Consider the following 22,514-nt stretch of genomic DNA (forward strand, 5'->3'; position numbering starts at 1 on the left):
ATATTTATACGATTATTGTGCTTTCACTGCAGCCACTGCTACCATATTAATAATACGGCGAACAGAGGATTTTGAGGTTAAAATATGAGCTGGTTTTTTGATACCCATTAAAATTGGACCAATAGTAATCGGGGTATGTGTACCTTGTAGCAAGTTTAAGCTAATACGAGCTGATTCCATATTTGGCATAATCAATAAATTAGCTGCACCTTTTAATGGGCTATCTGGCATCATTTCATTACGTAAACTTTCAGTCAATGCCACATCACAGTGCATTTCGCCATCAATGATTAAATCAGGGGCTTGAGCTTTCACTAATTGTAAAACTTGACGCATTTTCACCGCACTTGGGTGATCAGATGTGCCGTAGTTAGAATGAGAAATCAACGCAACCTGAGGTTCAATACCAAAACGGCGTACTTCTTCGGCAGCCATTAAAGTGATTTCTGCCAATTCTTCTGCACTTGGATCGGTGTTGACAAAAGTATCGGCTAAGAATAAGTTACGGTCAGAAAGAACGAGTCCATTCACTGTGGCTGGGACTTTCACTTCTTCTTTTACGCCTACGATTTCTTTTAATAAACCAAGGCTGGCTGAATAAGTTCCTACTAAACCGCACAACATGGCATCAGCATAACCTAATTCGAGTAAAGCGGAACCGATAGCTGCTGAATTATTAATCATTCTACGTTGTGCCATCGCTTTGGTCACGCCATTACGTTTCATTTTATTATGGTATAGCGTCCAACATTTCTCAAAAATTTCTGGGTTATCGGTGCTTAATACATCAAAATCTTTACCAGCTTCAATTTTTAAGCCTAGTTTTTTGATTTTTTGTTCGATAACCTCATTACGACCCACTAACACTGGGTAAGCAATACCAAGACCAGAAATTTCTTGTACTGCGTGTAAAATTTTGATTTCTTCACCATCCGCTAATAAGACCCGTTTTTTGTCTTTTTTCGCTTGGTCAAACACTGGTTTCATAAACAAATTGGTTTTGTAAACAAATTGCGTTAATGTTTCTAAATAAGCGTCCCAATCAGTAATTGGACGAGTTGCCACACCGCTATCCATTGCCGCTTTCGCTACCGCTGGAGCAATACGCACGATTAAGCGTGGATCGAATGGTTTTGGAATAATATAATCAGGACCGAAAGACACTTCGTTGCCACCATAAGCCGAAGTAACGACTTCATTTTGTTCTGCAAGAGCAAGATCTGCAATAGCATGCACTGCCGCCATTTTCATTTCTTCATTAATGGTGGTCGCACTTACATCTAATGCACCACGGAAAATGAATGGGAAACAAAGCACATTGTTGACTTGGTTAGGATAGTCAGAACGACCAGTACATACAATCGCATCGGCACGAGCTGCTTTGGCTTCAGGTGGAGTGATTTCAGGATCAGGATTCGCTAATGCCAAAATTAATGGACTGGCTGCCATGGATTTTACCATTTCAGCAGTCAATAAGCCTTTGGCGGAACAGCCTAAGAAAATGTCCGCATTTTCAATCACATCGCCTAATGAACGTGTGCCGTTATCATCAATGGCATAGAGTTTTTTGGTGTCGTCCATACGGTCATCACGGTTTTTGTAGATTACCCCTTTAGAGTCGCAAACCACGATATTTTCCCGTTTCATGCCAAGCGAAACCAATAAATTCAAACACGCAATCGAGGCGGCACCTGCACCTGATGCGACTAAACGCACGTCTTCAATTTTTTTACCCACAATACGTAAACCGTTTAACACAGCCGCCGAGCTGATAATCGCTGTACCGTGTTGGTCATCATGGAAGACAGGAATGTGCATACGTTCACGTAATTTTTGCTCTATATAGAAACATTCAGGGGCTTTAATATCTTCAAGGTTAATCCCCCCAAAAGTTGGCTCAAGGGAGGCAATGATTTCCACTAATTTATCGGGATCTTTTTCATCAATCTCAATATCAAACACATCTACACCAGCGAATTTTTTAAATAACACGCCTTTCCCTTCCATTACAGGCTTACCTGCTAATGCCCCGATATTACCTAACCCAAGTACCGCGGACCCGTTAGAAATCACTGCCACTAAATTGCCTTTAGATGTATAACGATAGGCTTTAGCGGGATCTGCTTGAATATCTAAACATGGTTCTGCAACCCCTGGCGAATAGGCAAGTGCTAAATCTCGTTGAGTGGCTAGTGATTTGGTTGGAGTAACTTCAATTTTTCCAGGTTTTGGAAATTCGTGAAAATCTAAAGCAGCTTGACGTAAATCTGACATAGTTTTGATCCTTTTTATTGTGATTAATGAAACAAACAATTTTGCCATTATAAAACAAAATCAAATAAAAAAATGTGATATAAGGCAAATTTTTGCAATAAATTGTTAGGGGGGAAATGAGGTAATAGAAAAGTTTGGGGAGAATTTGTTATTTGGGCTAGGGGAATACCCCTAACCTAAATAGAAGTTAAGCCATTTCTGTCAATAAATCTGGATGTTTATCCAAAATTTTTAATAATTTAATTAATGCTACTGGTGGTGTGGCTTTTCCTGTTTCATAACGAGAAAATGCAGTTACGCCACCACCAAAAATAGCACCAGCTTGTCGTTGATCTAATTTTAATTTTTTACGAACACGTTGAATATAAAGCGGATCGGCTAATGTCGCATTAACCTGTTTATTAAATTCAATCATCGTTTCTGAAACACGTTGAGCATCAATAGGGTCAACTAATACTGAATCGCAATGACTACAATATTTACCTGAAACCGCAGGAATAACGGTTTTTTGTCCTTTGTAAGTATAAGACATATCACGTACATCTTGAATATACTCACCTGTGTTACATTCTATACATTTCATCCTTATAGCTCCTTAAATGAAACAATTAATACTTCATCAATTACAGTTAACTTGAGATAAATATTGCCATATTCCGTATTGGGGCGATAAACATCTTGCCAAATAGTATGATTAGCATAGGTCGTCATACTTTTATAAAAATCGGCAGGCGTTAACGCATTCACAATCTCGATCATTGTATTATGGTCAATTCCCATTTGAGCCGCACCAACCAAAGCAGACTGGGTTTGTGTGTATTTACTTTGAGCAATAAGCTCTTTGACTTTTTCAAGTTTACAATGTGGCGTTCGTTTTTCCATTTGGTTTAGAAGTAATTTATCTATTTGCTATATTTTAATCTATTAGATAAATTTTACAAGGGAAATATTCAACGCTTTTATTGTAAAAAAGAAAATTTGTGATCCAGCTCACAAATTCAGCAAAAAGTGCTTTTTTCCTTTGGGAATTTACTATATTGTTTGGTTAAATTTGTATCGAAACGTTTCGATATTGATTTTACTACCCAATTGAACATTATAGGAGAGTACAAAATGAGCAAAAATCTAATCAAAACATTATTAGCCACTTCGGTATTATTTTCTGCAAATGCTTTAGCCGTTGAAACAATTCGCTTTGCCACAACCCTACCTAATGCGGATAATCCTGAAACGATAGCAATGAATGCATTTAAGAAGTATGTAGAATTTCATTCTGATAATGAAATAAAGGTTCAATTATTACAAGGTACAGTGGGCGGGGATAGAGAAATTCTTGAGGGAATTCAACAAAATTTCTTTCAAATTACAGCGACTACTGATGGGGCTTTTGCTTCATTCTATCCAAAAATACAATTTTTTAGTATTCCTTATTTATTTAAATCATCTTCAGTCGCATTAGATTTCATGCGAAATAGCATAACGATGAAAGCTGTTAAATCTGAAATTGAGGAAAAAACAAATTTAAAAATCATGGATTATGCAGCTGATGGATTTAGAAATTTTGTTAATAATAAACAGCCGATTAAATCCCCTGAAGATCTTAAAGGATTAAAATTAAGATCAATGGAGAGTCCAGTAATGATGAAAATGATTTCATCCTTTGGAGCAGCTCCAACACCAGTACCATTTACAGAATCAGCCATGGCTATTAGACAGGGAGTTGTGGATGGAGGTGAAAACCCACCGCCAACGATTATTAATGGTGGATGGGCTGATGTTATTAAATACATGTCTCTTGATGAACATATTTTTTCTGGTGTTTTTGTAGTAACTAATGCACAGTGGTTTAATAAATTAAATGAAAATAATAAACGAGTAATTAAAGATGGTTTGTCTCTTTACTCTTCTTTGATGATTTCAGGTAAGGGTAGAGCTTATCTTGATGATATAGAAAAAATCAAACAAAAAGGTGTGCAGGTTCATATTAGTACAGCACAAGAGAAAGAAAAATTTAAACAAGTAGCTCAGTCACCAGTTCTTGAATACTTAAATAATGAATTTGGAAGTGAATTTATTAAGCAGGTTATATCTGATGTTGAAAATGCCGAACAAAGAGTATATTCCTATTAAACTTTGTTTCTAATTGAGAAGAGGAAACTCTTCTCAATTATATGGAGGATCTAATGAGCGCCAATAATTTAAATTACTATGCTGAAAATATTAATAAAAAAATAACGATTTTTACAGAAAGTGTAGGAGCAGCGATACTGGCTATTATTGTGATAATTAATGCAGTATCTGTATTTTTTCGCTATGCATTAAATATGCCGATTAGTTGGACAGAGGAATTTTTGCGATATGCCATTGTTTGGTCTGTTTATTTAGTAACAGGTGCGGTTGCTTATCGTGGGGAGGAAATGGTGATAAATTTAGTTGATATTTTCAATTCTAAATTATTAAATAAATGTGTGCTGATACTTTCTACACTATCTTATTGTGTGTTGGCATTTATTATTTTTTATTATGGTGTTCCGCTATTATTAAAAAATTATCATCAATTATCACCTACAATGGGAATACCTATGGCTATCCCCTATGCTTCCGTTATTGTTGGTTATGCCATATTAAGTATTCAATCAATGTGTCTTTTACTAACAAAATTTAGTTATAAATAAGAGAGGTTCAAAATGCAATCATTACCTATTATCGCCTTTTTTACCTTAGTTATTATTGGGATCCCCATTGCTATTGCTCTAGGGTTATCTGGAAGTATTGGGGCTTGGTTTGCAGATCTTCCAATGACAATGATCCCAACACGTTTTTTTACATCATTAGATAACTTTGCTTTATTAGCTGCGCCATTTTATATTTTAGCGGGTGAATTCATGAATAGAGGTGGAATTACCAATACATTAATTGCCTTTTCAGCTAAATTAACTAAGGCAATTGAAGGGGGGACAGCATACGCTAATGTTTTAGCTTCGGTATTATTTGCGGGGATATCAGGCACAGCGATTGCTGATACTGCAGCCCTTGGTCAAATATTTATTAATGGTATGCCAAAAGAAGGATATAAGAAAAGTTTTGCAGCAGCAGTTACTGTAGCAAGTTCAATGATTGGACCTATTATTCCCCCATCAGTAATTATGATTGTTTATGCATCGGTTGCTCAAGTTTCTATTATTAAATTATTCCTCGCAGGTATTATTCCTGGTCTTATGCTAGCCCTAGCTTGTTTTGTCGTTATTTTTATCTATGGACTAAAAGGTGACTTGCCAAAAAACACTTTTCAATTTGAGAAAAATAAATCACAAAAGCGAATTATAATTGAAAGTGTATTAGTGATGTCAATTCCATTATTTATTGTGGTTGGAACGTTGTCAGGAGCTTTCACCGCAACAGAGGCTGGTGGTGTAGCATGTTTATATGCTTTTATTATCTCTCGTTTCATATTTAAAAATTTAGGTAATAAAGAAACTATTAAAGCGTTGAAAAAATCTATTCGTACCACTGCCAGTTTATATTTGGTGGTAGCTGGTGCTTCGGTTATTTCCTATGTAATGACCATTACAGGTACTTTTACTGAAATATCAGAGTTATTAACCGTCTTTTCGGTATCACCAACTTACTATTTGCTCTTTGTTATGGTGGCATTATTAATTGTTGGATTTTTCCTAGAACCTGGGGTACAAGCTCTGTTATTAGTTCCAATTATGTTGCCAGTTTCTCGTATGTTGGGTATTGATGACATGCATTTCGCAATGGTGTTCTTATTGTCTGGTACATTAAGTTTAATGACCCCACCAGTAGGTATTTGCCTTTTTGTGTCTTGTCAAATTGGTGATATTCCTGTACTAAAAATGTTTAAAGCGATACTTCCGTTTTTATTGGCAGAAGCCATTGCCATTGTAATACTCATTTATTTCCCAATTTTATCCACATATTTACCAAATCTAATGGAGTAATATTATGAAAAATAAAATTCTTGTAAATACAGAACAATTTAAAAATGGAGATCCTATTTTCCAACCTTTAGTTGATGCTGGTTTTGAGGTTATTGTTAATGAAACAAAACGTTTACCAACCGAAGAAAAACTAATTCAGTTGCTAGATGATAATGTTGTAGCAACGATTGCAGGTGGAGAGCCTTACACCGAAAATGTGTTAAAAAAAGCTAAAAATCTTAGAATTATTGCTCGTTGGGGAGTAGGTTATGATCACGTTGATGTGAATGCTGCAACCCAAAATAATATTGTACTAGCTATGGCTTTTGGTGGAAATCATGAAAGTGTAGCAGAATATGCTATTGCTTTAGCATTAAGTTTGGCATGTGAATTACCAAAACATGATCAAATTTTAAAAAGAGGTGACTGGGGGTTTACTGATTTTCATCCTGGTTTATGGGGAAAAAATGCAGGTATTATTGGTTTTGGACGTATTGGTCAAGCAATGGCAGAGCGTTGTTTAGGATTGAAAATGAAAGTTCAAGTTTATGATCCTTTTGCTAGAGCGGAAGATCTTGCTAAATTTAATTTAGAATCTATTTCATTAGATGATTTATTAGCTAATTCAGATTTAGTTTCTGTACATGCACCATCAACACCAGATACTCGGCATTTATTATCTGAAGTAGAATTTAAGAAAATGAAAAATACCGCTATTTTAATCAATACATCAAGAGGTCCCCTTATTGATGAAAAAGCCTTAGTAACAGCATTAGAAAATAAAGAAATATTAGGTGCAGGTTTAGATGTTTTTGAGCAAGAACCTTTAGATTCGTTATCAAAATTAAGAAAAATGGATAATGTTATTTTATCTTCGCACGTTTCAGGCATGGATTTGAATGCCCGTCAATTTGTTACGGAAAGATGTATTAAAAATATTCTAAATTATTTAAATCATGATTATAAAGCATTGGAACCATATGTAATTAATAAAGAACTTATAGGAGAATAAAAAATGGAAATTCAAGGCATTATCCCCGTCATGCTAACCCCATTTACTACAAACAATGAAGTAGATTATGATGGCTTAAGAAAACTGACAGATTGGTATATTGATAATGGAGCAGATACATTATTTGCCACTTGTCAATCCAGTGAAATCCTTTATCTTTCACTGGAAGAAAAAATCAAAATAACGCAAACTGTTATCGATCAAACTAAAGGTCGTATTCCTGTGGTCACTTCAGGGCATACTGGTGCAACGTTTGATGAACAAGTGGCAGAATTGCAGGCAATGTATGATACAGGTGCGGATGCGGTGATATTAATTACTAATCGTTTAGATCCAAATAATGAAGGAACTGCGATTTTAAAAGCAAATTTTGAAAAATTATTATCTGCGTTACCAAAAGATATAACTTTAGGATTATACGAATGTCCTGTACCTTATCGCCGTTTATTAACCAATGAAGAAATTACATATTTTGCTGGTTTTAATAATATAGTGGTGCTAAAAGATGTTTCTTGTGATTTAGCCACTGTTAAACGCCGACTTGAATTAACCAAAAACAGTAAATTAAAAATTGTGAATGCGAATGCGGCGATTGCATTTGATGCAATGAAAGCAGGTTCTCAAGGATTTTCAGGGGTATTTAATAATATTCACCCTGATTTATATGCTTATTTGTATAAAAATAAAGAAAGCCAAGATCCTATCATTCAGGAATTAGCCCATTTCCTTGCGATTTGTGGGGCAGCCGAAAGTTTTGGTTATCCAAATTTTGCTAAATTAATGCACGTTAAAATTGGCACATTCAAACATTATGGCTCTCGAGTGATTCCAGCAGATATTAAAGAAAAATATTGGGCGGTGGAAGAATTGCTTGATCATATTATGCAAGGATCTGATCTATATCGTAGAAAAATTAAATAATATTATCATTTAAGGTTATTTATGAAAAAAACACTCACTATCCTAGGCAGCATCAACGCCGATCACGTTATTTCCGTTCCCCATTTCGCCAAACCAGGTGAAACACTCACAGGACACCATTACCACATTGCCTACGGTGGCAAAGGGGCGAATCAAGCGGTGGCAGCGGCAAGGTTAAGTGATGAAAATACCCAAGTGAATTTTATCGGCTGTATTGGTGATGACGACATCGGTCGGACGATGAAACTAGCCTTTGAGCAGGACGGCATTAACACTCAATTTGTTCATCAAATCGCCCACCAAACCACAGGCATTGCAATGATTCAAGTGGCAGCGAGTAGCGAAAATAGCATTGTGATTTCCGCTGGTGCGAATGGTTGTTTAGATGAAAAAATTGTTGAGCAAAGCCGAAGCCAAATTGAGCAAGCAGATATGTTATTAATGCAACTTGAAACGCCATTGCCCGCCGTGATCAAAGCCGCTCAAATCGCCAAAAATAACGGCGTAAAAGTGGTGTTAAACCCTGCTCCTGCACAAAAATTGCCTGATGAATTATTGGCAAATCTTGCAATGATTACGCCTAACGAAACTGAAGCAGAAATTCTGACTGGGGTGAAAGTCACCGACCTTGAAAGTGCGGTGAAATCTGCATCAGTTTTTCATCAAAAAGGTATTGAAACCGTGTTGATTACGTTGGGGTCAAAAGGTGTGTTTGTAAGTCGCTATGTAAGCCATCAGGGACAACAAGAAATCGTAGCAGGTTTTCGAGTGAAAGCCGTTGACACCACCGCCGCAGGGGATACGTTTAATGGTGCATTTTTAATTGCCTTATTAGACGGCAAACCGTTACAAGATGCCATTCGTTTTGCTCACGCAGCAGCGGCGATTAGTGTTACCAGAGAAGGGGCGCAGCCGTCTATTCCGACTAGAGCAGAAACGTTGGATTTTTTAACCACACATTGATAATATTGTTGGAGGAAAATTCCAATGAGATAGAAATTTATTATGGCAACAATGAAAGACATCGCACGGATCGCACAGGTTTCCACATCTACTGTGTCATTAGTCATTAACAACGCCCCTAATGTCAGCGAAGAAATGCGTGTCAAGGTGATGGCAGTGGTGAACCAACTGAATTATACGCCATCAGCCCTTGCTCGTAGCCTAAAAGTTAAAGAAACTCGCACCATTGGAATGTTAGTCACCACCAGCGACAACCCGTTCTTTGCTGAAGTGGTGGCGAATGTGGAACGTTATTGTAACCGATTGAATTATAATCTTATTTTGTGTAATACCGATGATGATCAACAACGCCTAGAAAAAAATATCCAAACACTGATTCAAAAGCAAGTGGACGGTTTGTTGTTAATGTGTACCGAAAGCCACTTTCAGACCCAACAAGCCAAACCCTTAAATTTAACCTTGCCTTGTGTGATTATGGACTGGTGGCCAACTGAAGTTTTTGCCGATAAAATCGTGGAAAATTCTGAACTTGGTGGTTATTTGGCGACAAAAACCTTAATTGAACATCATCATCAAAAAATTGGCATTATCACAGGAAGCCTAAAAAAACCGCTGGCACAAAACCGTTTAAAAGGCTTTAAACAGGCGTTAAGCGAGCATAATTTGCCGATTTTTGATCCGTGGATCATTGAAAGCCATTTTAATTTTAACGGTGGGATTTGGGGAATGGAGCAGTTACTCAGCCAAAACGAACGACCAACAGCGGTGTTTTGTTGTAGTGATACCATTGCTCTTGGTGCCTATCAAGCTTTATGGCGAGCAGGGTTGTCCGTGCCACAAGATATGTCGATTATCGGTTATGACAATATCGCTTTGTCTGCATTCTTAAGCCCACCTCTTACCACCATTCATCAGCCCAAAAATCGCTTGGCGGAAATGGCAGTGGATACATTGTTACAACAGATTAAAAATTCAGATAAAAATTACCGCACTTTGATGTTGGATCCGAGTTTGGTATGGCGTGAGTCGGTGATAAAACGCTAATTTTTTTCATTTATCTTACCAGCTTTTTTCTCATTAGCCTTTTTCTAATTAGAATAGTACAATAACCAATTCACACAAAAACGGAAAAATATAATGAGATTAGATAAATTCCTCGCCGAACAAACCGGCTTAACCCGTTCCCAAGCTACCAGAGCATTAAAACAAAGTGCGGTGCAAATTAACGGAGAAATTGAGAAAAGTGGGGCGAGAAAAGTGTCTTCACAAGATGAGATTTTATTTGAGGGTGAACGTCTTGAATGGTTAGAGGGACATCAGTATTTTATGCTGCATAAACCGCAAGGCGTAGTGTGTTCCAATGATGACGGTGAATATCCGACCATTTATCAATTTTTTGATTATCCGTTAGCAGGCAAATTGCATAGTGCAGGGCGGTTAGATATGGATACTACGGGGCTGGTACTGTTGACTGATGATGGTCAATGGTCACATCGTATTACGTCGCTAAAACATCATTGCGAGAAAACCTATTTAGTGACGTTAGCTGATCCTGTGGAAACTAATTATCAACAAGCCTGTGAACAAGGAATCTTGTTGCGTGGTGAAAAAGAGCCTACCAAACCAGCGAAATTAGAAATTTTAGACGATTACAACGTAAATTTAACCATTAGCGAGGGACGTTATCATCAGGTGAAACGGATGTTTGCGGCATTAGGTAATAAAGTGGTGGGGTTACACCGTTGGCGTATTGGGAATATTATATTAGATGAGGGTTTAGATGAAGGCGAATTTCGTGCCTTAACCAAAGAAGAAATTTCAGGAGTGATAAATGACTAAAACGTATAAAGCTAGCGTACTTTTTACCTTAACATTAGGCATTCTATCCATGTTACCACCACTAGGTATTGATATGTATTTGCCGGCTTTTCTGAGTATTGCACACGATTTAAAGGTGAACCCAGAGCAGGTGCCTTATACCTTGACGTTGTTTACTTTCGGTATGGCGATCGGTCAGTTATTTTGGGGACCTATCGGTGATAGTTATGGGCGTAAACCGATCATTTTATTAGGCATTATAGTGGGTGCCATTTCTGCTTTTGCGTTGACGGCGGTAGATTCTATTCAACATTTTACCGCACTTCGTTTTGTGCAAGGCTTTTTCGGTGCCTCTCCTGTGGTATTAGTCGGTGCTTTGTTGCGAGATCTGTTTGATAAAAATGAACTATCGAAAATGATGTCGTTGATTATGTTAATCGTCATGGTAGCACCTTTAATTGCTCCGATTTTAGGGGGCTATATTGTTACCTATTTTCATTGGACGATGATTTTTTATATTATTGCTTTTGCCGGTGTACTTAGTATCTTGTTGGTATTTTTTGTATTACCTGAAACTCATAAAAAAGAGAATAGAGTACCGTTACGTTTGAATACTATTGCACGTAATTTTGCGACGATATGGAAACAAAAAGAAGTGCTAGGTTATATGATTTCATCTGGGTTTGGTTTCGGGGGGATGTTTGTATTCTTAACCCTTGGCTCCATTGTGTATATTGATTTATATGGTGTGCCGGTAGAGAACTTTGGTTATTTCTTTATGTTGAATGTGGGCGTGATGAGTATCGGTTCGATTATTAACGGACGTTTTGTGAGTAAATTAGGGGCTGAAAAATTATTGCAAGGTGGCTTGTTGGTACAATTCATTGCTGGTATGTGGTTACTTTTGGTTGCGATGTTGGATCTTGGCTTTTGGCCTATGGCAATCGGTGTAGCGGTGTTTGTGGGACAAAATGCGTTAATTTCATCAAATGCGATGGCATCGATTCTGGGAAAATTTCCGACCATTGCCGGAACAGCAAATTCTATTGCTGGCACAGTGCGTTTTGGTTTGGGTGCAACGATAGGTTCATTAGTCGCCTTACTTAAACTGGAAAGCGCAAAACCAATGTTATTTTCCATGGTAGCTTGTGTGATTGTTGCGGTGTTAACTTATTATTTCTTAACCTATAGAACGCTAAAAGGGAAAAAATAATGGTATTACAACGTTGCCCCGAATGTCGGCGAAAAATCAGTGAAAGTGTGGAAAGTTGTCCCCATTGTGGCTTTTCTTTTAAAGAGGAAGATTTAGAAATTTACCGTCAAAAACTCGAACAACGTCGATTACATAATCAGCAATTAAATCATCAGAATGTAAAAGTACAGTTGTTTTGGTTGGTGGTATTTGTATTAGTGATTGGAGTAGCAATGTGGTGGAATGGTTAGTTAGGTAACTTAATAGATTTAAACTAGAAAGTGCGGTAGGATTTTAAAAACATTGATAAATTCCACCGCACTTTTTTTAGTACCTAATGCTCCTAGTTAAATAAACCAGATTGATTGGCAATAAATAGCAAGGTAAAGCCAGTTAAGTAAATTAATCCGATGATAGATAACCAGAATAGTCCACCTCTGACTTTATGTTTCCCTTTTAATACTAAAGAAAGATTTAAATAGGCAAACACTGGAGTGGAGACAAAAGAGGCGATCATAGCAAATTTTAACATTGGACCGACTGCGTTGTTAAAATAGAAAATCACCGCTAATCCAGAAAGCGCCGCCAATAAAATTGCGCTATTTAAAATACTTGGACGACTTTCTTGCTTGCCTAAAATAAGACGGAAACTTTCCACATTGGCACGAGAATAGCCGTCAAGCACGGTAAGTGTGGTACCGAGCATACACATAAATGCAATAAAGGCAATTAAGCCTCTTGCCCATTCACCAATGGTGGAAGCATACATATTGATTAATTGTGCAATATATTTTCCGCTGACCATTTCTACGGTGTCACCTGCACCAAATTGGACTAATGCACCTAAGGCTAAGAATACAAGGGCTAAAATAGCCGTACCAATATAACCCACATTAAAATCAAAAATACCATCTTGATAAGACACTTTAGTAAAACGGCGTTTTGCCACTACCCACATGGAGTTTACGGCAGAGATTTCAATCGGTGCGGGCATCCAGCCCATTAATGCCACAATAAAGCCTAATGCGGTTAAGCTCCATGGATTCGGGGAAACATAATCTTGCGGTGCGACACCTTGAATACCATTACGCATAAAAGCAATCACGACAGCGGCAACTGTGGTGACGGTGAGGGCAATCATAATCAGTTTGGACAAACCATCTAAGATACGATATTTGCCCAATAATAAAATTGCCGTACAGCCTCCGATAACAAGAAGGCTTAAAGTGGGGAGCGGTACTGGAAATGGCAATACGAAAGTTAAAATCGCAGCACATAATAGACCAACACCAGCGGTATTAATAATGGTCGCGAATACATTAAGTAAGAAGAATACCCATAAATAGAGTTTTCCTTTTTCTAAATAACCCTCTAATAAGGAATTTCCCGAGTCTAAGGTATATTGGGCACCAAAGCGGAAAAAGGGATATTTAAATAGGTTAGCCAGAATAACGATAATGGCTAATTGCCAGCCATAAATCGCTCCTGCTTGGGTTGATGCGACAATATGTGAACCACCAACAGCAGCGGATGCGAGCAGAATACCTGGTCCTAAGGCATTGAGTTTACTTTTCAAGGTGGATTTTTCAGCTTCTGGTTGAGAAGCCTTTTCGTTCATTTTATTTTCAGACATATTTTGCTTCCTTTGGTTATTTTTATGGTTTGAAAGCTAAAATATAGCATAAAATTATGTTTTGTCATTATCATTTTAAGGAAAATAAAATAATTATCTCTAAATTGTGGTCTGGATAATATAAAAAACCGAGCCAAGGCTCGGTTTTTCGTGTTTTTATAGATAAACTGCGGTGTTTTTTAGCTATTTTTTCTTCGCATATTTCAAGCTATCAATCGCCACCGCTAAAATAATAATTGAACCTTTGATAATGTATTGCCAGTAAGGATTGACCCCGATATAGGTTAAACCATAGTTAATGACGGTAAAAATTAACACCCCCGTCACCACACCGATAATGGTACCCACACCACCAGCGAATGACACACCACCGACTACGCACGCTGCGATAGCGTCCATTTCATACATAAAGCCAAGGTTGTTAGTGGCAGAGCCGATACGACCTGCTTCAAGCATACCACCGAAAGCGTAGAATGCACCTGCAAGGGTATAGATCACTAATAAATTTGTAACCACATTGACCCCTGATACTTTGGCTGCTTCTGGGTTGCCGCCAATCGCAAAGATGTTTTTACCAAAACGGGTTTTATTCCAAAGCGTCCACATAATAATCGTGGCAACAATGGCATAAATCGTAATATAAGAGAGTTTAAACGAACCAAGTCGGAAAAAGCCTTGTGCGAAGTCGGAAAAATTTTCAGTAAAGCCGGCGATTGGTGAGGAACCTACAGCATCATAATAGAGGGAGTTGATTCCATAGACGATAATCATAGTTCCCATGGTGGCAATAAATGGTGTCACATTTAATACCGCAATCACGAAGCCGTTCAGCAAACCGATTAATGCACCGATAGCACAAACCAGCAAAACCACCGCAATAATTGGCATTTCAGGTAAATCAGGGAAGACACGATTAAGATTGTCCATACCTTGTAGCATTGTCGCAGAAACCACCGCCGCTAAACCCACTTGACGACCAGCGGATAAGTCAGTTCCTTGCACTACCAATAAACCGGCAATACCCAGTGCAATAATTAATCGCACAGAGGATTGGGTCAGAATGTTACTAAAATTTCGCAATGTCAAGAAACTTGGATCCTGTACAATAATCACTAAAAGCAAAATTAATAACACAAAGTAAATGGCATTTTGTTTGAAAAAATCCCACGTTTTATTGTCTTTAATAACCATAACAACCTTCCTTTTTACATAGGTTATAAATATTTCGCCGCAAGTTGTAAAATTTCTTGTTGCGACGTTTTACTTGTTTCTACAATACCGGCCACTTTACCATTACTCATTACCAAAATACGGTCAGTCACCCCGAGCAATTCTGGCATTTCAGAGGATATCATAATGATGCCTTTGTCTTTTTGAGCAAGCTGCATAATGAGTTGATAAATTTCGTATTTTGCTCCCACATCAATACCACGAGTTGGTTCATCAAGCATTAAAATTTCAGGTTGAGTGAGTAACCAACGACCAATAACCACCTTTTGTTGATTACCTCCTGAAAGGGAACCAATGTTAGTTTTGTGTGATGGTGTTTTGACATTCATAGCATCAATCACCCATTGGGTATCACTGCTCATTTTCTTATTGCTTAATAAGCCCCATTTGCTGATATAGGATTTCATATTAGAAATCAAAGAGTTGAACTCAATGCTCAGGTTAGCATAAATCCCTGTAGAACGGCGTTCTTCGGTAACGAGTGCAAAACCATTGTTAATCGCATCAAGTGCGGTGCGATTTTGCATAATTTTTCCATGCAGTTTCACCGTACCGCTTTTTTTCTCACGTACACCAAAGATAGTTTCAACAATATCTGTTCGTTTTGCCCCGACTAAACCTGCTACGCCGAGAATTTCGCCTTTGCGTAATTCAAAACTGACATCTTGAATGGATGGCTGATTTTTTGCTGTCAAATGTTCAACTTGTAGAATCACTTCTTTTGGTTGGTTAGTTTTTGGTGGGAAACGTTGGGTTAATTCACGCCCTACCATCATGGCGACAATGCCATCCATCGTTGCTCCTTTGACAGGCACCGTATTAATCCATTTACCATCACGTAGAACTGTAATTTCATCACAGATTTTGAAAATTTCGTCCATTTTGTGGGAGATATAAATAATGCCACAACCACGATCTTTGAGTTTTTGAATAATTTTAAATAAGTGCTCCACTTCTTTTTCAGAAAGAGAGGATGTCGGTTCGTCCATAATCACGATTTTGGCGTGATAAGAGAACGCTTTGGCAATTTCGATCATCTGCATTTGTGAAACCGATAAATTCGCCACTTTTTCTTTTGGATCAATAGCAATATCAAGTTCGTCAAAAATGGCTTTGGTATCGTGATACATTTTAGCGTGATCCACGAAAATACCTTTTAGTGGATAACGTCCTAACCAAAGGTTATCCATTACGCTACGTTGACGTACTAAATTTAATTCTTGATGCACCATTGAAATCCCATTTTCTAGGGCTTCTTTAGAGGTTTTGAAGTTTACAGGTTTGCCTAAGAACAGAATTTCACCCTCATCTTTGGCATAGATCCCAAATAAACATTTCAATAGGGTAGATTTCCCCGCTCCATTTTCCCCCATTAAGGCATGTACAGAGTGGGATTTGACCGTGAGATTAGCACCGTCTAACGCCTTTACCCCAGGGAAAGATTTACTAACGTTGGTCATTGTGAGTAGCACTTCTTGTGTTAACATATCTTACCTCACATTAAATCATTAAAGAAACAATAGGGCTTGTGTTTCTTATGAATAGGCATAAGCATGACCATCACAAGCCCTAACGACAAGATAATAGGAATTATTTTAAGAATTTATCTAAGTTATCTTTGTCAACACCGACATAAGGAACACGTACAACACGATTTTCTAATTTCCAGTTAGTACCTTCGGTGGCCGGTTTACCATTGGCAAGGTTATTGGCAAGTTGCACAACTGCTTTACCTTGGTTTACACCGTCATTTAATACGGTACCGGCAATATCGCCTTTTTTGATTAATTGCAATACTTCAGGTAAGGCATCTACACCGAATACCGGTAATTTTTTACCATGGGCTTTCACAGCTTCTAAAGCACCCATTGCCATGCCATCATTGTTGGAAATAATCACTTCAATTTGATTCGCTTTACCACTTGAAAGCCAAGCATCAATTTTATCTTTCGCTAACGCCGCATCCCACATACCGGTATCAATAAATAATTGTTCGGTTTGAATGCCTTGTGCATTTAATTTTTCGATCACATATTTGGTACGTGCTTCCGCATCAGGGTGTCCCGGTTCGCCTTTTAATAACACATATTGAATCTTGCCGTCTTTATTTAAATCAAGGGCTGAATTAGCTTTCCATTGTTTCGCAATTAATTCCCCTTGGATTTCCCCAGATTCTTTTGGATCGGTACCCACATAGTAAGCATTTTCGTAACTCTCAATGGCTTTGGCGCCCGGGTCTTTATTGAAGAAGACCACAGGAATATCTTCTGCTTTGGCTTTTTTAATAATAGTCGGTGCCGCAGATGGGTCAACTAAGTTAATCGCAAGGGCTTTTACCCCTTTAGAAATTAACACATCTACCTGATCGTTTTGAATAGATTGTGCATTTTGTGAGTCGTTCATTAATAGCTCAATACCAGTTAAATTTTGAGCTTCTTTATCAATTTCTTGACGCATTAATGCCATAAAGTTGTCATCATATTTGTAAATGGTTACACCGATACGATTGGCTGCTTGGGTGGCACTGCTTGCCAAGCCTAAACCGATAGATAATGCGACTGCACTTAATACTGCTTTTTTCATAACAATGTCCTCGTTAATTGATTAACTAAAATGATGAAATTACCGCAAAATTGTCTAAAAAACTGTAACAACCTTGTTGTAATATGATTAAGATACACTATTTCTTTTTACAATACTGTGATCATTCTCACACTTTTGATAAAAAATTGTAAGCGGTTACAAAAATTTATCGCTGATAACAGCTATCTGTTGAAAAACGTCGTACTACCGTTGGATTAAATTGTGTATGAATCGGTGTTTCGATGTTTTCATTAATCAAACTTAAAGCTAATTTTGATGCATAAGTTGCCATTAAATCAATTGGATAACGAATAGTTGAGAGCTTGGGTACTAAATGGCTGGCAATCGGCATGTCATCAAAACCGATCAACGAAAATTGACGTGGTACATTAATATTATTTTCAGTTAAGACTGATAATGCGCCAGCCGCCATGCTGTCATTGTACGTGACTACGGCTGTTAAGTCGGAGTGATAACTCAATAAATCAACCATTGCCGCTTCGCCCCCTTCGAAATCGGGACTATTTTGTACGCTGGTATTTTCAATCACAGGTAAGCCATATTGTTGAAGTGCGGTTAAATAGCCTTGTTTTCTTTCCACTTCATCATTAATTTGATGATTTGAGCCGATATAACCGATTTTACGATGACCTAATTTAATCAATAATTCTGTCGCTAGAAATGTGCCACGTTGATTATCTAAGCTGACACAACGATGTTCATAACCAGCAATACAGCGGTTAATAATCACCATCCCTTTCGCTTGTTCTAAATAATTGATTAACTCTTGATCGGTCAATGCTTTAGAATGCACGACTAAACAGCTACAACGCTTACGTAACAGGGTTTCAATTGCATTACGTTCTTTTTCTGCGTTATGATAACCTATTCCGATTAAAATCGTTTTGCCATATTCATGCGCAACTTGATCTACTGATTTAACCAGAATCGCAAAGAACGGATCGGTTACATCAGTGACAACGACACCTAATGTATCGGTATTTTGTAAGGCTAAGGCTTGCGCATTGGCATTGGGTGAATATCCCAAATTTTGCACCGCACTTTCTACTGCAAGGCGAGCAGTTTCACTACAAGATGCGTTATTGAGTACACGAGATACCGTGGCGACAGAGACACCGGCTTGTTTGGCAACATCACGAATGGTAATCATATTTTCCCCTTAAATACAGGAAATTAATCCTACTTGAAAACGTTATCATTTAATTTCGACCATTTAAACAAAAAATTCAAGACTTTTTTTCGAATTTTTTCAAAAACATGATCTATGTCACAGTTTATTTACCAAAATCTGTTATCTTATATAACATTAAATGTAACCGTTTCCGTTTTTATTAAGCGTAAGGATATTCTATGAGCATTATTTTTAATCCAATCGAACACCCACATCGCCGCTATAATCCACTCATCGATCAATGGGTACTCGTTTCACCGCACCGTGCTAAACGTCCGTGGCAAGGGCAACAGGAAAAAGTTAATGAAGAACAAAAGCCAAGACATGATCCAAATTGTTATCTCTGTCCACGCAATAAACGCATTACAGGGGAACTCAATCCAGATTATCAGCAGCCTTATGTGTTTAAAAATGATTTTTCGGCATTGCTAGAAGATACGCCTGCCCCTGAAAAATCCACCGATCCGCTATTTCAATCGGCTCAAGCTCAAGGCGAAAGTCGGGTGATTTGTTTTTCGCCTGATCATAGTAAAACCTTGCCATTATTAAGCGTGGCAGAAATTAGCCAAGTGATTAAGGTTTGGCAACAACAACTTAGCGAGTTGGGGCAAAAATATCAATGGGTACAAATTTTCGAAAATAAAGGGGCGGCTATGGGCTGTTCCAACCCACACCCACATGGTCAAATTTGGGCAAATAGCTTTTTGCCGAACGAAGTCGCTCGAGAAGATCAAACTCAATGCCGTTATTTTGTCGAACATCATTCGCCAATGTTATTAGACTATGCTCAACGTGAATTACAATTAAAGGAACGCATTGTGGTGGAAACCGAACATTGGTTAGCCGTGGTGCCGTATTGGGCGGTATGGCCTTTTGAAACCCTATTAATGCCGAAAAAAGCACAAATTAAACGCTTAACGGAATTAAGCTCTGAACAGGCGGAAGATTTAGCCTTAGTCTTAAAAAAACTAACCACCAGATACGATAATCTATTTAACACGTCATTCCCTTATTCAATGGGTTTTCATGCTGCACCATTTAACGATGAACCAAACGATCACTGGCAATTACATGCCCATTTTTATCCGCCATTGTTACGTTCTGCCACAGTGCGAAAATTTATGGTGGGCTACGAAATGTTAGGCGAAAGCCAACGGGATTTAACCGCCGAACAAGCCGCCACAAGATTACGTGATTTAAGCGAAGTACATTATAAAGAAGGAAAATAACATGACCCCTTTACAACAAGCTAAACAATTATTTGAGCAAAAATTTCACCGCACTTCCGAATTAAATGTGTATGCTCCAGGGCGAGTGAACATTATCGGCGAGCATACCGATTACAACGATGGTTTTGTGATGCCTTGTGCGATTAATTATGGTACGGCAGTGAGTGGAGCAAAACGAGATGATCATATTTTTAATGTTTATGCCGCCGATTTAGAGGATACCGATCAATTTTCATTAACCACCGAAATTACCCCAGTGGCTAACAAAAAATGGACGGGTTATGTACGTGGTGTGGTGAAGTTTATTCAGCAACATTGCCTTGATTTCAAGCAAGGGGCTGATTTAGTCATCACGGGTAATGTGCCGTTATCTGCGGGGCTAAGTTCTTCTGCTGCATTAGAAGTGGCTGTTGGAAAGTTCTGTCAGCAGCTTGGTGATTTACCTTTAACCAATACCCAAATTGCGTTAATCGGACAAATGGCAGAAAACAAATTTGTCGGGGCAAATTGTGGCAATATGGATCAGCTTATTTCAGCCTTAGGCGAACAAGGTCATTTACTCATGATTGATTGCCGTAGCCTTGCAACCATTTCTGTGCCTGTGCCAGAAAATATTGCGGTGATGATAGTGAATTCCCATGTTAAACATGATTTAGTCACGGGTGAATACAATACTCGCCGTCAGCAATGTGAACGAGCCGCCGAATTTTTCGGGGTGAAAGCCTTGCGAGATGTGTCGATTGAACAGTTTAAACAACGAGAAGCGGAACTCACCGCTTTTGATCAAGATACGGCAAAACGTGCCAGACATATTGTCACCGAAAATCAACGTGTGCTAGATGCAGTGCAAGCTCTAAATCAAGGGGATATTTCAACCTTAGGTAAATTAATGGTACAATCTCACGATTCCATGCGTGATGATTTTGAGATCACCACGCCTGAAATTGATTATTTAGTCGAATTAGCTCAAGTTGCTGTGGGTAACAGCGGAGGGGCGAGAATGACAGGTGGTGGTTTTGGTGGTTGTATTGTGGTAGTGGCTCCCGTGGAAAAAGTGGATGCTGTACGTCAACTGATTGCCGATAATTATCAAAAACAAACGGGTATTAAAGAAGATTTTTATGTGTGTACCGCATCACAAGGAGTAAACGTATGTGCGTAACGGTTCAAACCACAAATGTGGTTGCTCTCGACAATCAAGCATTACAATTAGTAACGCTAACCAATCAGCAGGGAATGCAAGTTCAATTTATTGACTGGGGAGCAACTTGGGTGTCTTGTATCGTGCCAGTAGGAAACGAAAAACGTGAAGTGTTATTGGGTTGTCAATTAGCAGATTATGCTAAACAAGGTGTTTATTTAGGGGCAACCATCGGGCGTTATGCCAACCGAATTGCCAATAGTCAATTTGAATATCAAGGTAAAACCATCAAATTAACCGCTAATCAAAATGAACACCAGTTACATGGTGGTTTAATTGGCTTTGATAAACAACGTTGGAAAATCGAGCAAACAGGCGAAAAGTGCGGTGAAAATTTTGTGATTTTTTCGTTAATTTCATCTGATGGTGAGCAAGGTTTTTTAGGCAAAGTCAAGGTGCAAACCATTTACCGCTTAACTGAAGATAATGCTTTACTGGTTGAATTTAAAGCAGTTTCGGACAGAGATACCCCGTTAAGTTTAACCAATCATGCTTATTTTAATTTGAATAACGCTGAAAATGGTAGTGATATTCGCGAGCATTTTTTACAACTAAATGCCGAGCAATTTTTACCTGTGGATAGCCAAGGCATTCCGAATGCTCCCTTAAAATCCGTCCAAAATAGTAGCTTTGATTTTCGCCAAGCAAAAGCTATTAAACAGGATTTTTTACAAGCTGAACAACAGCTCACCAAAGGTTATGACCACGCTTTTCTATTAGATCAACAACGAGAAAAAACTTGTGCTATTTTAACCGCACCTGATCGATCTTTGTGTTTAACCGTTAGCACCAGTCAAGCAGCATTACAGGTTTACACAGGCAATTATCTCCAAGGCACACCGACTCGTTGTGGTGGCGAATATGCTGATTACACAGGCATTGCCCTAGAAACCCAAGCCTTACCAGATACCCCAAATCACCCTGAATGGTGGCAATATGGCGGAATGCTGAAAGCGGGAGAAACATATCATCATTGGACTAAATTTCAGTTTAGTTAAACAAATAGTATCTAATTTCCTTAAAAAATAACTGGGTGCATGATGGCACCCAGTATTGTCTAAATTTTTACTACACATTGTTTATTTATTTTTCAGCTTACTTTCTTTCTCCTACTCATTTAGGTGTATTTTACTTGATCCAACGCAATAAAAAGTAGAAAACCTATGTAAAAAGTGTGGGAATTTGTTATTTTACCCTAGCATTTCTAGATTTTATTAGCTTATCCCATTGTTTTAAATGATAAATATTATTATTTAAAGATGAGTGGCTAAGATATTTCTTAATACCTTATATGGTTAATTTTATATGGAGTGATTACCGTG

Annotated in this window: 21 protein-coding genes; 13 read left to right on the top strand and 8 right to left on the bottom strand. The window is 38.0% G+C overall.

Annotated features, from left to right (window positions below; translation table 11 throughout):
- Positions 1 to 12: 12 nt before the first annotated feature.
- The 3 genes from O1Q79_RS01045 to O1Q79_RS01055 form a co-directional block, all read right to left on the bottom strand.
- Positions 13 to 2,274, bottom strand: coding sequence for an NADP-dependent malic enzyme (locus O1Q79_RS01045; RefSeq protein WP_386692539.1), 2,262 nt, complete (start codon positions 2,272 to 2,274; stop codon positions 13 to 15).
- Positions 2,275 to 2,461: 187 nt separating this feature from the next.
- A complete protein-coding gene (locus tag O1Q79_RS01050; RefSeq protein WP_132301520.1) occupies positions 2,462 to 2,857 on the bottom strand; it encodes a type II TA system antitoxin MqsA family protein in 396 nt (131 codons plus the stop codon).
- Between the two features lie 2 nt (positions 2,858 to 2,859).
- Complete coding sequence (locus O1Q79_RS01055) at positions 2,860 to 3,156, bottom strand: type II toxin-antitoxin system MqsR family toxin (RefSeq protein WP_386692540.1); 297 nt, start codon at positions 3,154 to 3,156, stop codon at positions 2,860 to 2,862.
- A gap of 231 nt (positions 3,157 to 3,387) precedes the next feature.
- Here O1Q79_RS01055 and O1Q79_RS01060 point away from each other — a divergent pair, with 231 nt between their 5' ends.
- The 10 genes from O1Q79_RS01060 (at position 3,388) to O1Q79_RS01105 (ending at position 12,375) form a co-directional block, all read left to right on the top strand.
- Entirely contained in the window at positions 3,388 to 4,404 is a 1,017-nt protein-coding gene (locus O1Q79_RS01060; RefSeq protein WP_386692542.1) for a TRAP transporter substrate-binding protein, read from the top strand.
- A gap of 53 nt (positions 4,405 to 4,457) precedes the next feature.
- On the top strand, positions 4,458 to 4,949 hold the full coding sequence (locus O1Q79_RS01065) for a TRAP transporter small permease (RefSeq protein ID WP_386692543.1): 492 nt from the start codon (positions 4,458 to 4,460) through the stop codon (positions 4,947 to 4,949).
- A 12-nt stretch (positions 4,950 to 4,961) separates the two neighbouring features.
- On the top strand, positions 4,962 to 6,239 hold the full coding sequence (locus tag O1Q79_RS01070) for a TRAP transporter large permease (protein WP_386692544.1): 1,278 nt from the start codon (positions 4,962 to 4,964) through the stop codon (positions 6,237 to 6,239).
- Positions 6,240 to 6,243: 4 nt separating this feature from the next.
- Positions 6,244 to 7,230, top strand: coding sequence for a phosphoglycerate dehydrogenase (locus O1Q79_RS01075; RefSeq protein WP_386692545.1), 987 nt, complete (start codon positions 6,244 to 6,246; stop codon positions 7,228 to 7,230).
- Positions 7,231 to 7,233: 3 nt separating this feature from the next.
- Complete coding sequence (locus tag O1Q79_RS01080; RefSeq protein ID WP_386692546.1) at positions 7,234 to 8,151, top strand: dihydrodipicolinate synthase family protein; 918 nt, start codon at positions 7,234 to 7,236, stop codon at positions 8,149 to 8,151.
- Positions 8,152 to 8,172: 21 nt separating this feature from the next.
- Positions 8,173 to 9,114, top strand: coding sequence for a ribokinase (rbsK, locus tag O1Q79_RS01085; RefSeq protein WP_386692547.1), 942 nt, complete (start codon positions 8,173 to 8,175; stop codon positions 9,112 to 9,114).
- A 42-nt stretch (positions 9,115 to 9,156) separates the two neighbouring features.
- Positions 9,157 to 10,158: a substrate-binding domain-containing protein gene (locus tag O1Q79_RS01090; protein ID WP_386692548.1), complete on the top strand. Its 1,002-nt coding sequence runs from the start codon at positions 9,157 to 9,159 to the stop codon at positions 10,156 to 10,158.
- Positions 10,159 to 10,251: 93 nt separating this feature from the next.
- Entirely contained in the window at positions 10,252 to 10,953 is a 702-nt protein-coding gene (gene rsuA / locus O1Q79_RS01095) for a 16S rRNA pseudouridine(516) synthase RsuA (protein ID WP_386692549.1), read from the top strand.
- Positions 10,946 to 12,145: a Bcr/CflA family multidrug efflux MFS transporter gene (locus tag O1Q79_RS01100; protein WP_386692550.1), complete on the top strand. Its 1,200-nt coding sequence runs from the start codon at positions 10,946 to 10,948 to the stop codon at positions 12,143 to 12,145. The genes rsuA and O1Q79_RS01100 overlap by 8 nt, the downstream gene beginning before the upstream one ends.
- On the top strand, positions 12,145 to 12,375 hold the full coding sequence (locus tag O1Q79_RS01105) for a zinc ribbon domain-containing protein (protein WP_386692552.1): 231 nt from the start codon (positions 12,145 to 12,147) through the stop codon (positions 12,373 to 12,375). The genes O1Q79_RS01100 and O1Q79_RS01105 overlap by 1 nt, the downstream gene beginning before the upstream one ends.
- Before the next feature lie 92 nt (positions 12,376 to 12,467).
- Here O1Q79_RS01105 and O1Q79_RS01110 read toward each other — a convergent pair whose 3' ends face one another.
- From O1Q79_RS01110 to O1Q79_RS01130, 5 genes are all read right to left on the bottom strand, one after another.
- Entirely contained in the window at positions 12,468 to 13,757 is a 1,290-nt protein-coding gene (locus O1Q79_RS01110) for an NRAMP family divalent metal transporter (protein ID WP_386692554.1), read from the bottom strand.
- A 183-nt stretch (positions 13,758 to 13,940) separates the two neighbouring features.
- Positions 13,941 to 14,948 (bottom strand): galactose/methyl galactoside ABC transporter permease MglC, encoded by a 1,008-nt coding sequence (gene mglC / locus O1Q79_RS01115; protein WP_386692555.1) that lies wholly within the window; start codon positions 14,946 to 14,948, stop codon positions 13,941 to 13,943.
- 23 nt (positions 14,949 to 14,971) lie between these two features.
- Positions 14,972 to 16,474 (bottom strand): galactose/methyl galactoside ABC transporter ATP-binding protein MglA, encoded by a 1,503-nt coding sequence (gene mglA / locus O1Q79_RS01120; protein ID WP_386692556.1) that lies wholly within the window; start codon positions 16,472 to 16,474, stop codon positions 14,972 to 14,974.
- 103 nt (positions 16,475 to 16,577) lie between these two features.
- Positions 16,578 to 17,570: a galactose/glucose ABC transporter substrate-binding protein MglB gene (gene mglB, locus O1Q79_RS01125; RefSeq protein WP_386692557.1), complete on the bottom strand. Its 993-nt coding sequence runs from the start codon at positions 17,568 to 17,570 to the stop codon at positions 16,578 to 16,580.
- Between the two features lie 166 nt (positions 17,571 to 17,736).
- Entirely contained in the window at positions 17,737 to 18,741 is a 1,005-nt protein-coding gene (locus tag O1Q79_RS01130) for a substrate-binding domain-containing protein (protein WP_386692558.1), read from the bottom strand.
- A gap of 200 nt (positions 18,742 to 18,941) precedes the next feature.
- Between O1Q79_RS01130 and galT the strand changes: the two genes are divergently transcribed.
- The 3 genes from galT to galM are packed head-to-tail and all read left to right on the top strand — an operon-like array spanning position 18,942 to position 22,190.
- The gene (gene galT, locus O1Q79_RS01135) at positions 18,942 to 19,991 is read left to right on the top strand and encodes a galactose-1-phosphate uridylyltransferase (RefSeq protein ID WP_386692559.1); all 1,050 of its coding nucleotides are present in this window, start codon (positions 18,942 to 18,944) and stop codon (positions 19,989 to 19,991) included.
- 1 nt (position 19,992) lies between these two features.
- The gene (gene galK / locus O1Q79_RS01140; RefSeq protein WP_386692560.1) at positions 19,993 to 21,153 is read left to right on the top strand and encodes a galactokinase; all 1,161 of its coding nucleotides are present in this window, start codon (positions 19,993 to 19,995) and stop codon (positions 21,151 to 21,153) included.
- The gene (gene galM, locus O1Q79_RS01145) at positions 21,144 to 22,190 is read left to right on the top strand and encodes a galactose-1-epimerase (protein ID WP_386692561.1); all 1,047 of its coding nucleotides are present in this window, start codon (positions 21,144 to 21,146) and stop codon (positions 22,188 to 22,190) included. Before galK ends, galM begins: the two co-directional genes overlap by 10 nt.
- Positions 22,191 to 22,514 lie beyond the last annotated feature (324 nt).

Origin of the sequence: Lonepinella sp. MS14434, assembly GCF_042468235.1 — a bacterium.
Taxonomy (GTDB): domain Bacteria; phylum Pseudomonadota; class Gammaproteobacteria; order Enterobacterales; family Pasteurellaceae; genus Lonepinella.

Coding starts and splice junctions, on each gene's coding strand:
- O1Q79_RS01045 (WP_386692539.1), bottom strand. CDS start 2,274: ATGTCAGATTTACGTCAAGCTGCTTTAGATTTTCACGAATTTCCAAAA.
- O1Q79_RS01050 (WP_132301520.1), bottom strand. CDS start 2,857: ATGAAATGTATAGAATGTAACACAGGTGAGTATATTCAAGATGTACGT.
- O1Q79_RS01055 (WP_386692540.1), bottom strand. CDS start 3,156: ATGGAAAAACGAACGCCACATTGTAAACTTGAAAAAGTCAAAGAGCTT.
- O1Q79_RS01060 (WP_386692542.1), top strand. CDS start 3,388: ATGAGCAAAAATCTAATCAAAACATTATTAGCCACTTCGGTATTATTT.
- O1Q79_RS01065 (WP_386692543.1), top strand. CDS start 4,458: ATGAGCGCCAATAATTTAAATTACTATGCTGAAAATATTAATAAAAAA.
- O1Q79_RS01070 (WP_386692544.1), top strand. CDS start 4,962: ATGCAATCATTACCTATTATCGCCTTTTTTACCTTAGTTATTATTGGG.
- O1Q79_RS01075 (WP_386692545.1), top strand. CDS start 6,244: ATGAAAAATAAAATTCTTGTAAATACAGAACAATTTAAAAATGGAGAT.
- O1Q79_RS01080 (WP_386692546.1), top strand. CDS start 7,234: ATGGAAATTCAAGGCATTATCCCCGTCATGCTAACCCCATTTACTACA.
- rbsK (WP_386692547.1), top strand. CDS start 8,173: ATGAAAAAAACACTCACTATCCTAGGCAGCATCAACGCCGATCACGTT.
- O1Q79_RS01090 (WP_386692548.1), top strand. CDS start 9,157: ATGGCAACAATGAAAGACATCGCACGGATCGCACAGGTTTCCACATCT.
- rsuA (WP_386692549.1), top strand. CDS start 10,252: ATGAGATTAGATAAATTCCTCGCCGAACAAACCGGCTTAACCCGTTCC.
- O1Q79_RS01100 (WP_386692550.1), top strand. CDS start 10,946: ATGACTAAAACGTATAAAGCTAGCGTACTTTTTACCTTAACATTAGGC.
- O1Q79_RS01105 (WP_386692552.1), top strand. CDS start 12,145: ATGGTATTACAACGTTGCCCCGAATGTCGGCGAAAAATCAGTGAAAGT.
- O1Q79_RS01110 (WP_386692554.1), bottom strand. CDS start 13,757: ATGTCTGAAAATAAAATGAACGAAAAGGCTTCTCAACCAGAAGCTGAA.
- mglC (WP_386692555.1), bottom strand. CDS start 14,948: ATGGTTATTAAAGACAATAAAACGTGGGATTTTTTCAAACAAAATGCC.
- mglA (WP_386692556.1), bottom strand. CDS start 16,474: ATGTTAACACAAGAAGTGCTACTCACAATGACCAACGTTAGTAAATCT.
- mglB (WP_386692557.1), bottom strand. CDS start 17,570: ATGAAAAAAGCAGTATTAAGTGCAGTCGCATTATCTATCGGTTTAGGC.
- O1Q79_RS01130 (WP_386692558.1), bottom strand. CDS start 18,741: ATGATTACCATTCGTGATGTTGCCAAACAAGCCGGTGTCTCTGTCGCC.
- galT (WP_386692559.1), top strand. CDS start 18,942: ATGAGCATTATTTTTAATCCAATCGAACACCCACATCGCCGCTATAAT.
- galK (WP_386692560.1), top strand. CDS start 19,993: ATGACCCCTTTACAACAAGCTAAACAATTATTTGAGCAAAAATTTCAC.
- galM (WP_386692561.1), top strand. CDS start 21,144: ATGTGCGTAACGGTTCAAACCACAAATGTGGTTGCTCTCGACAATCAA.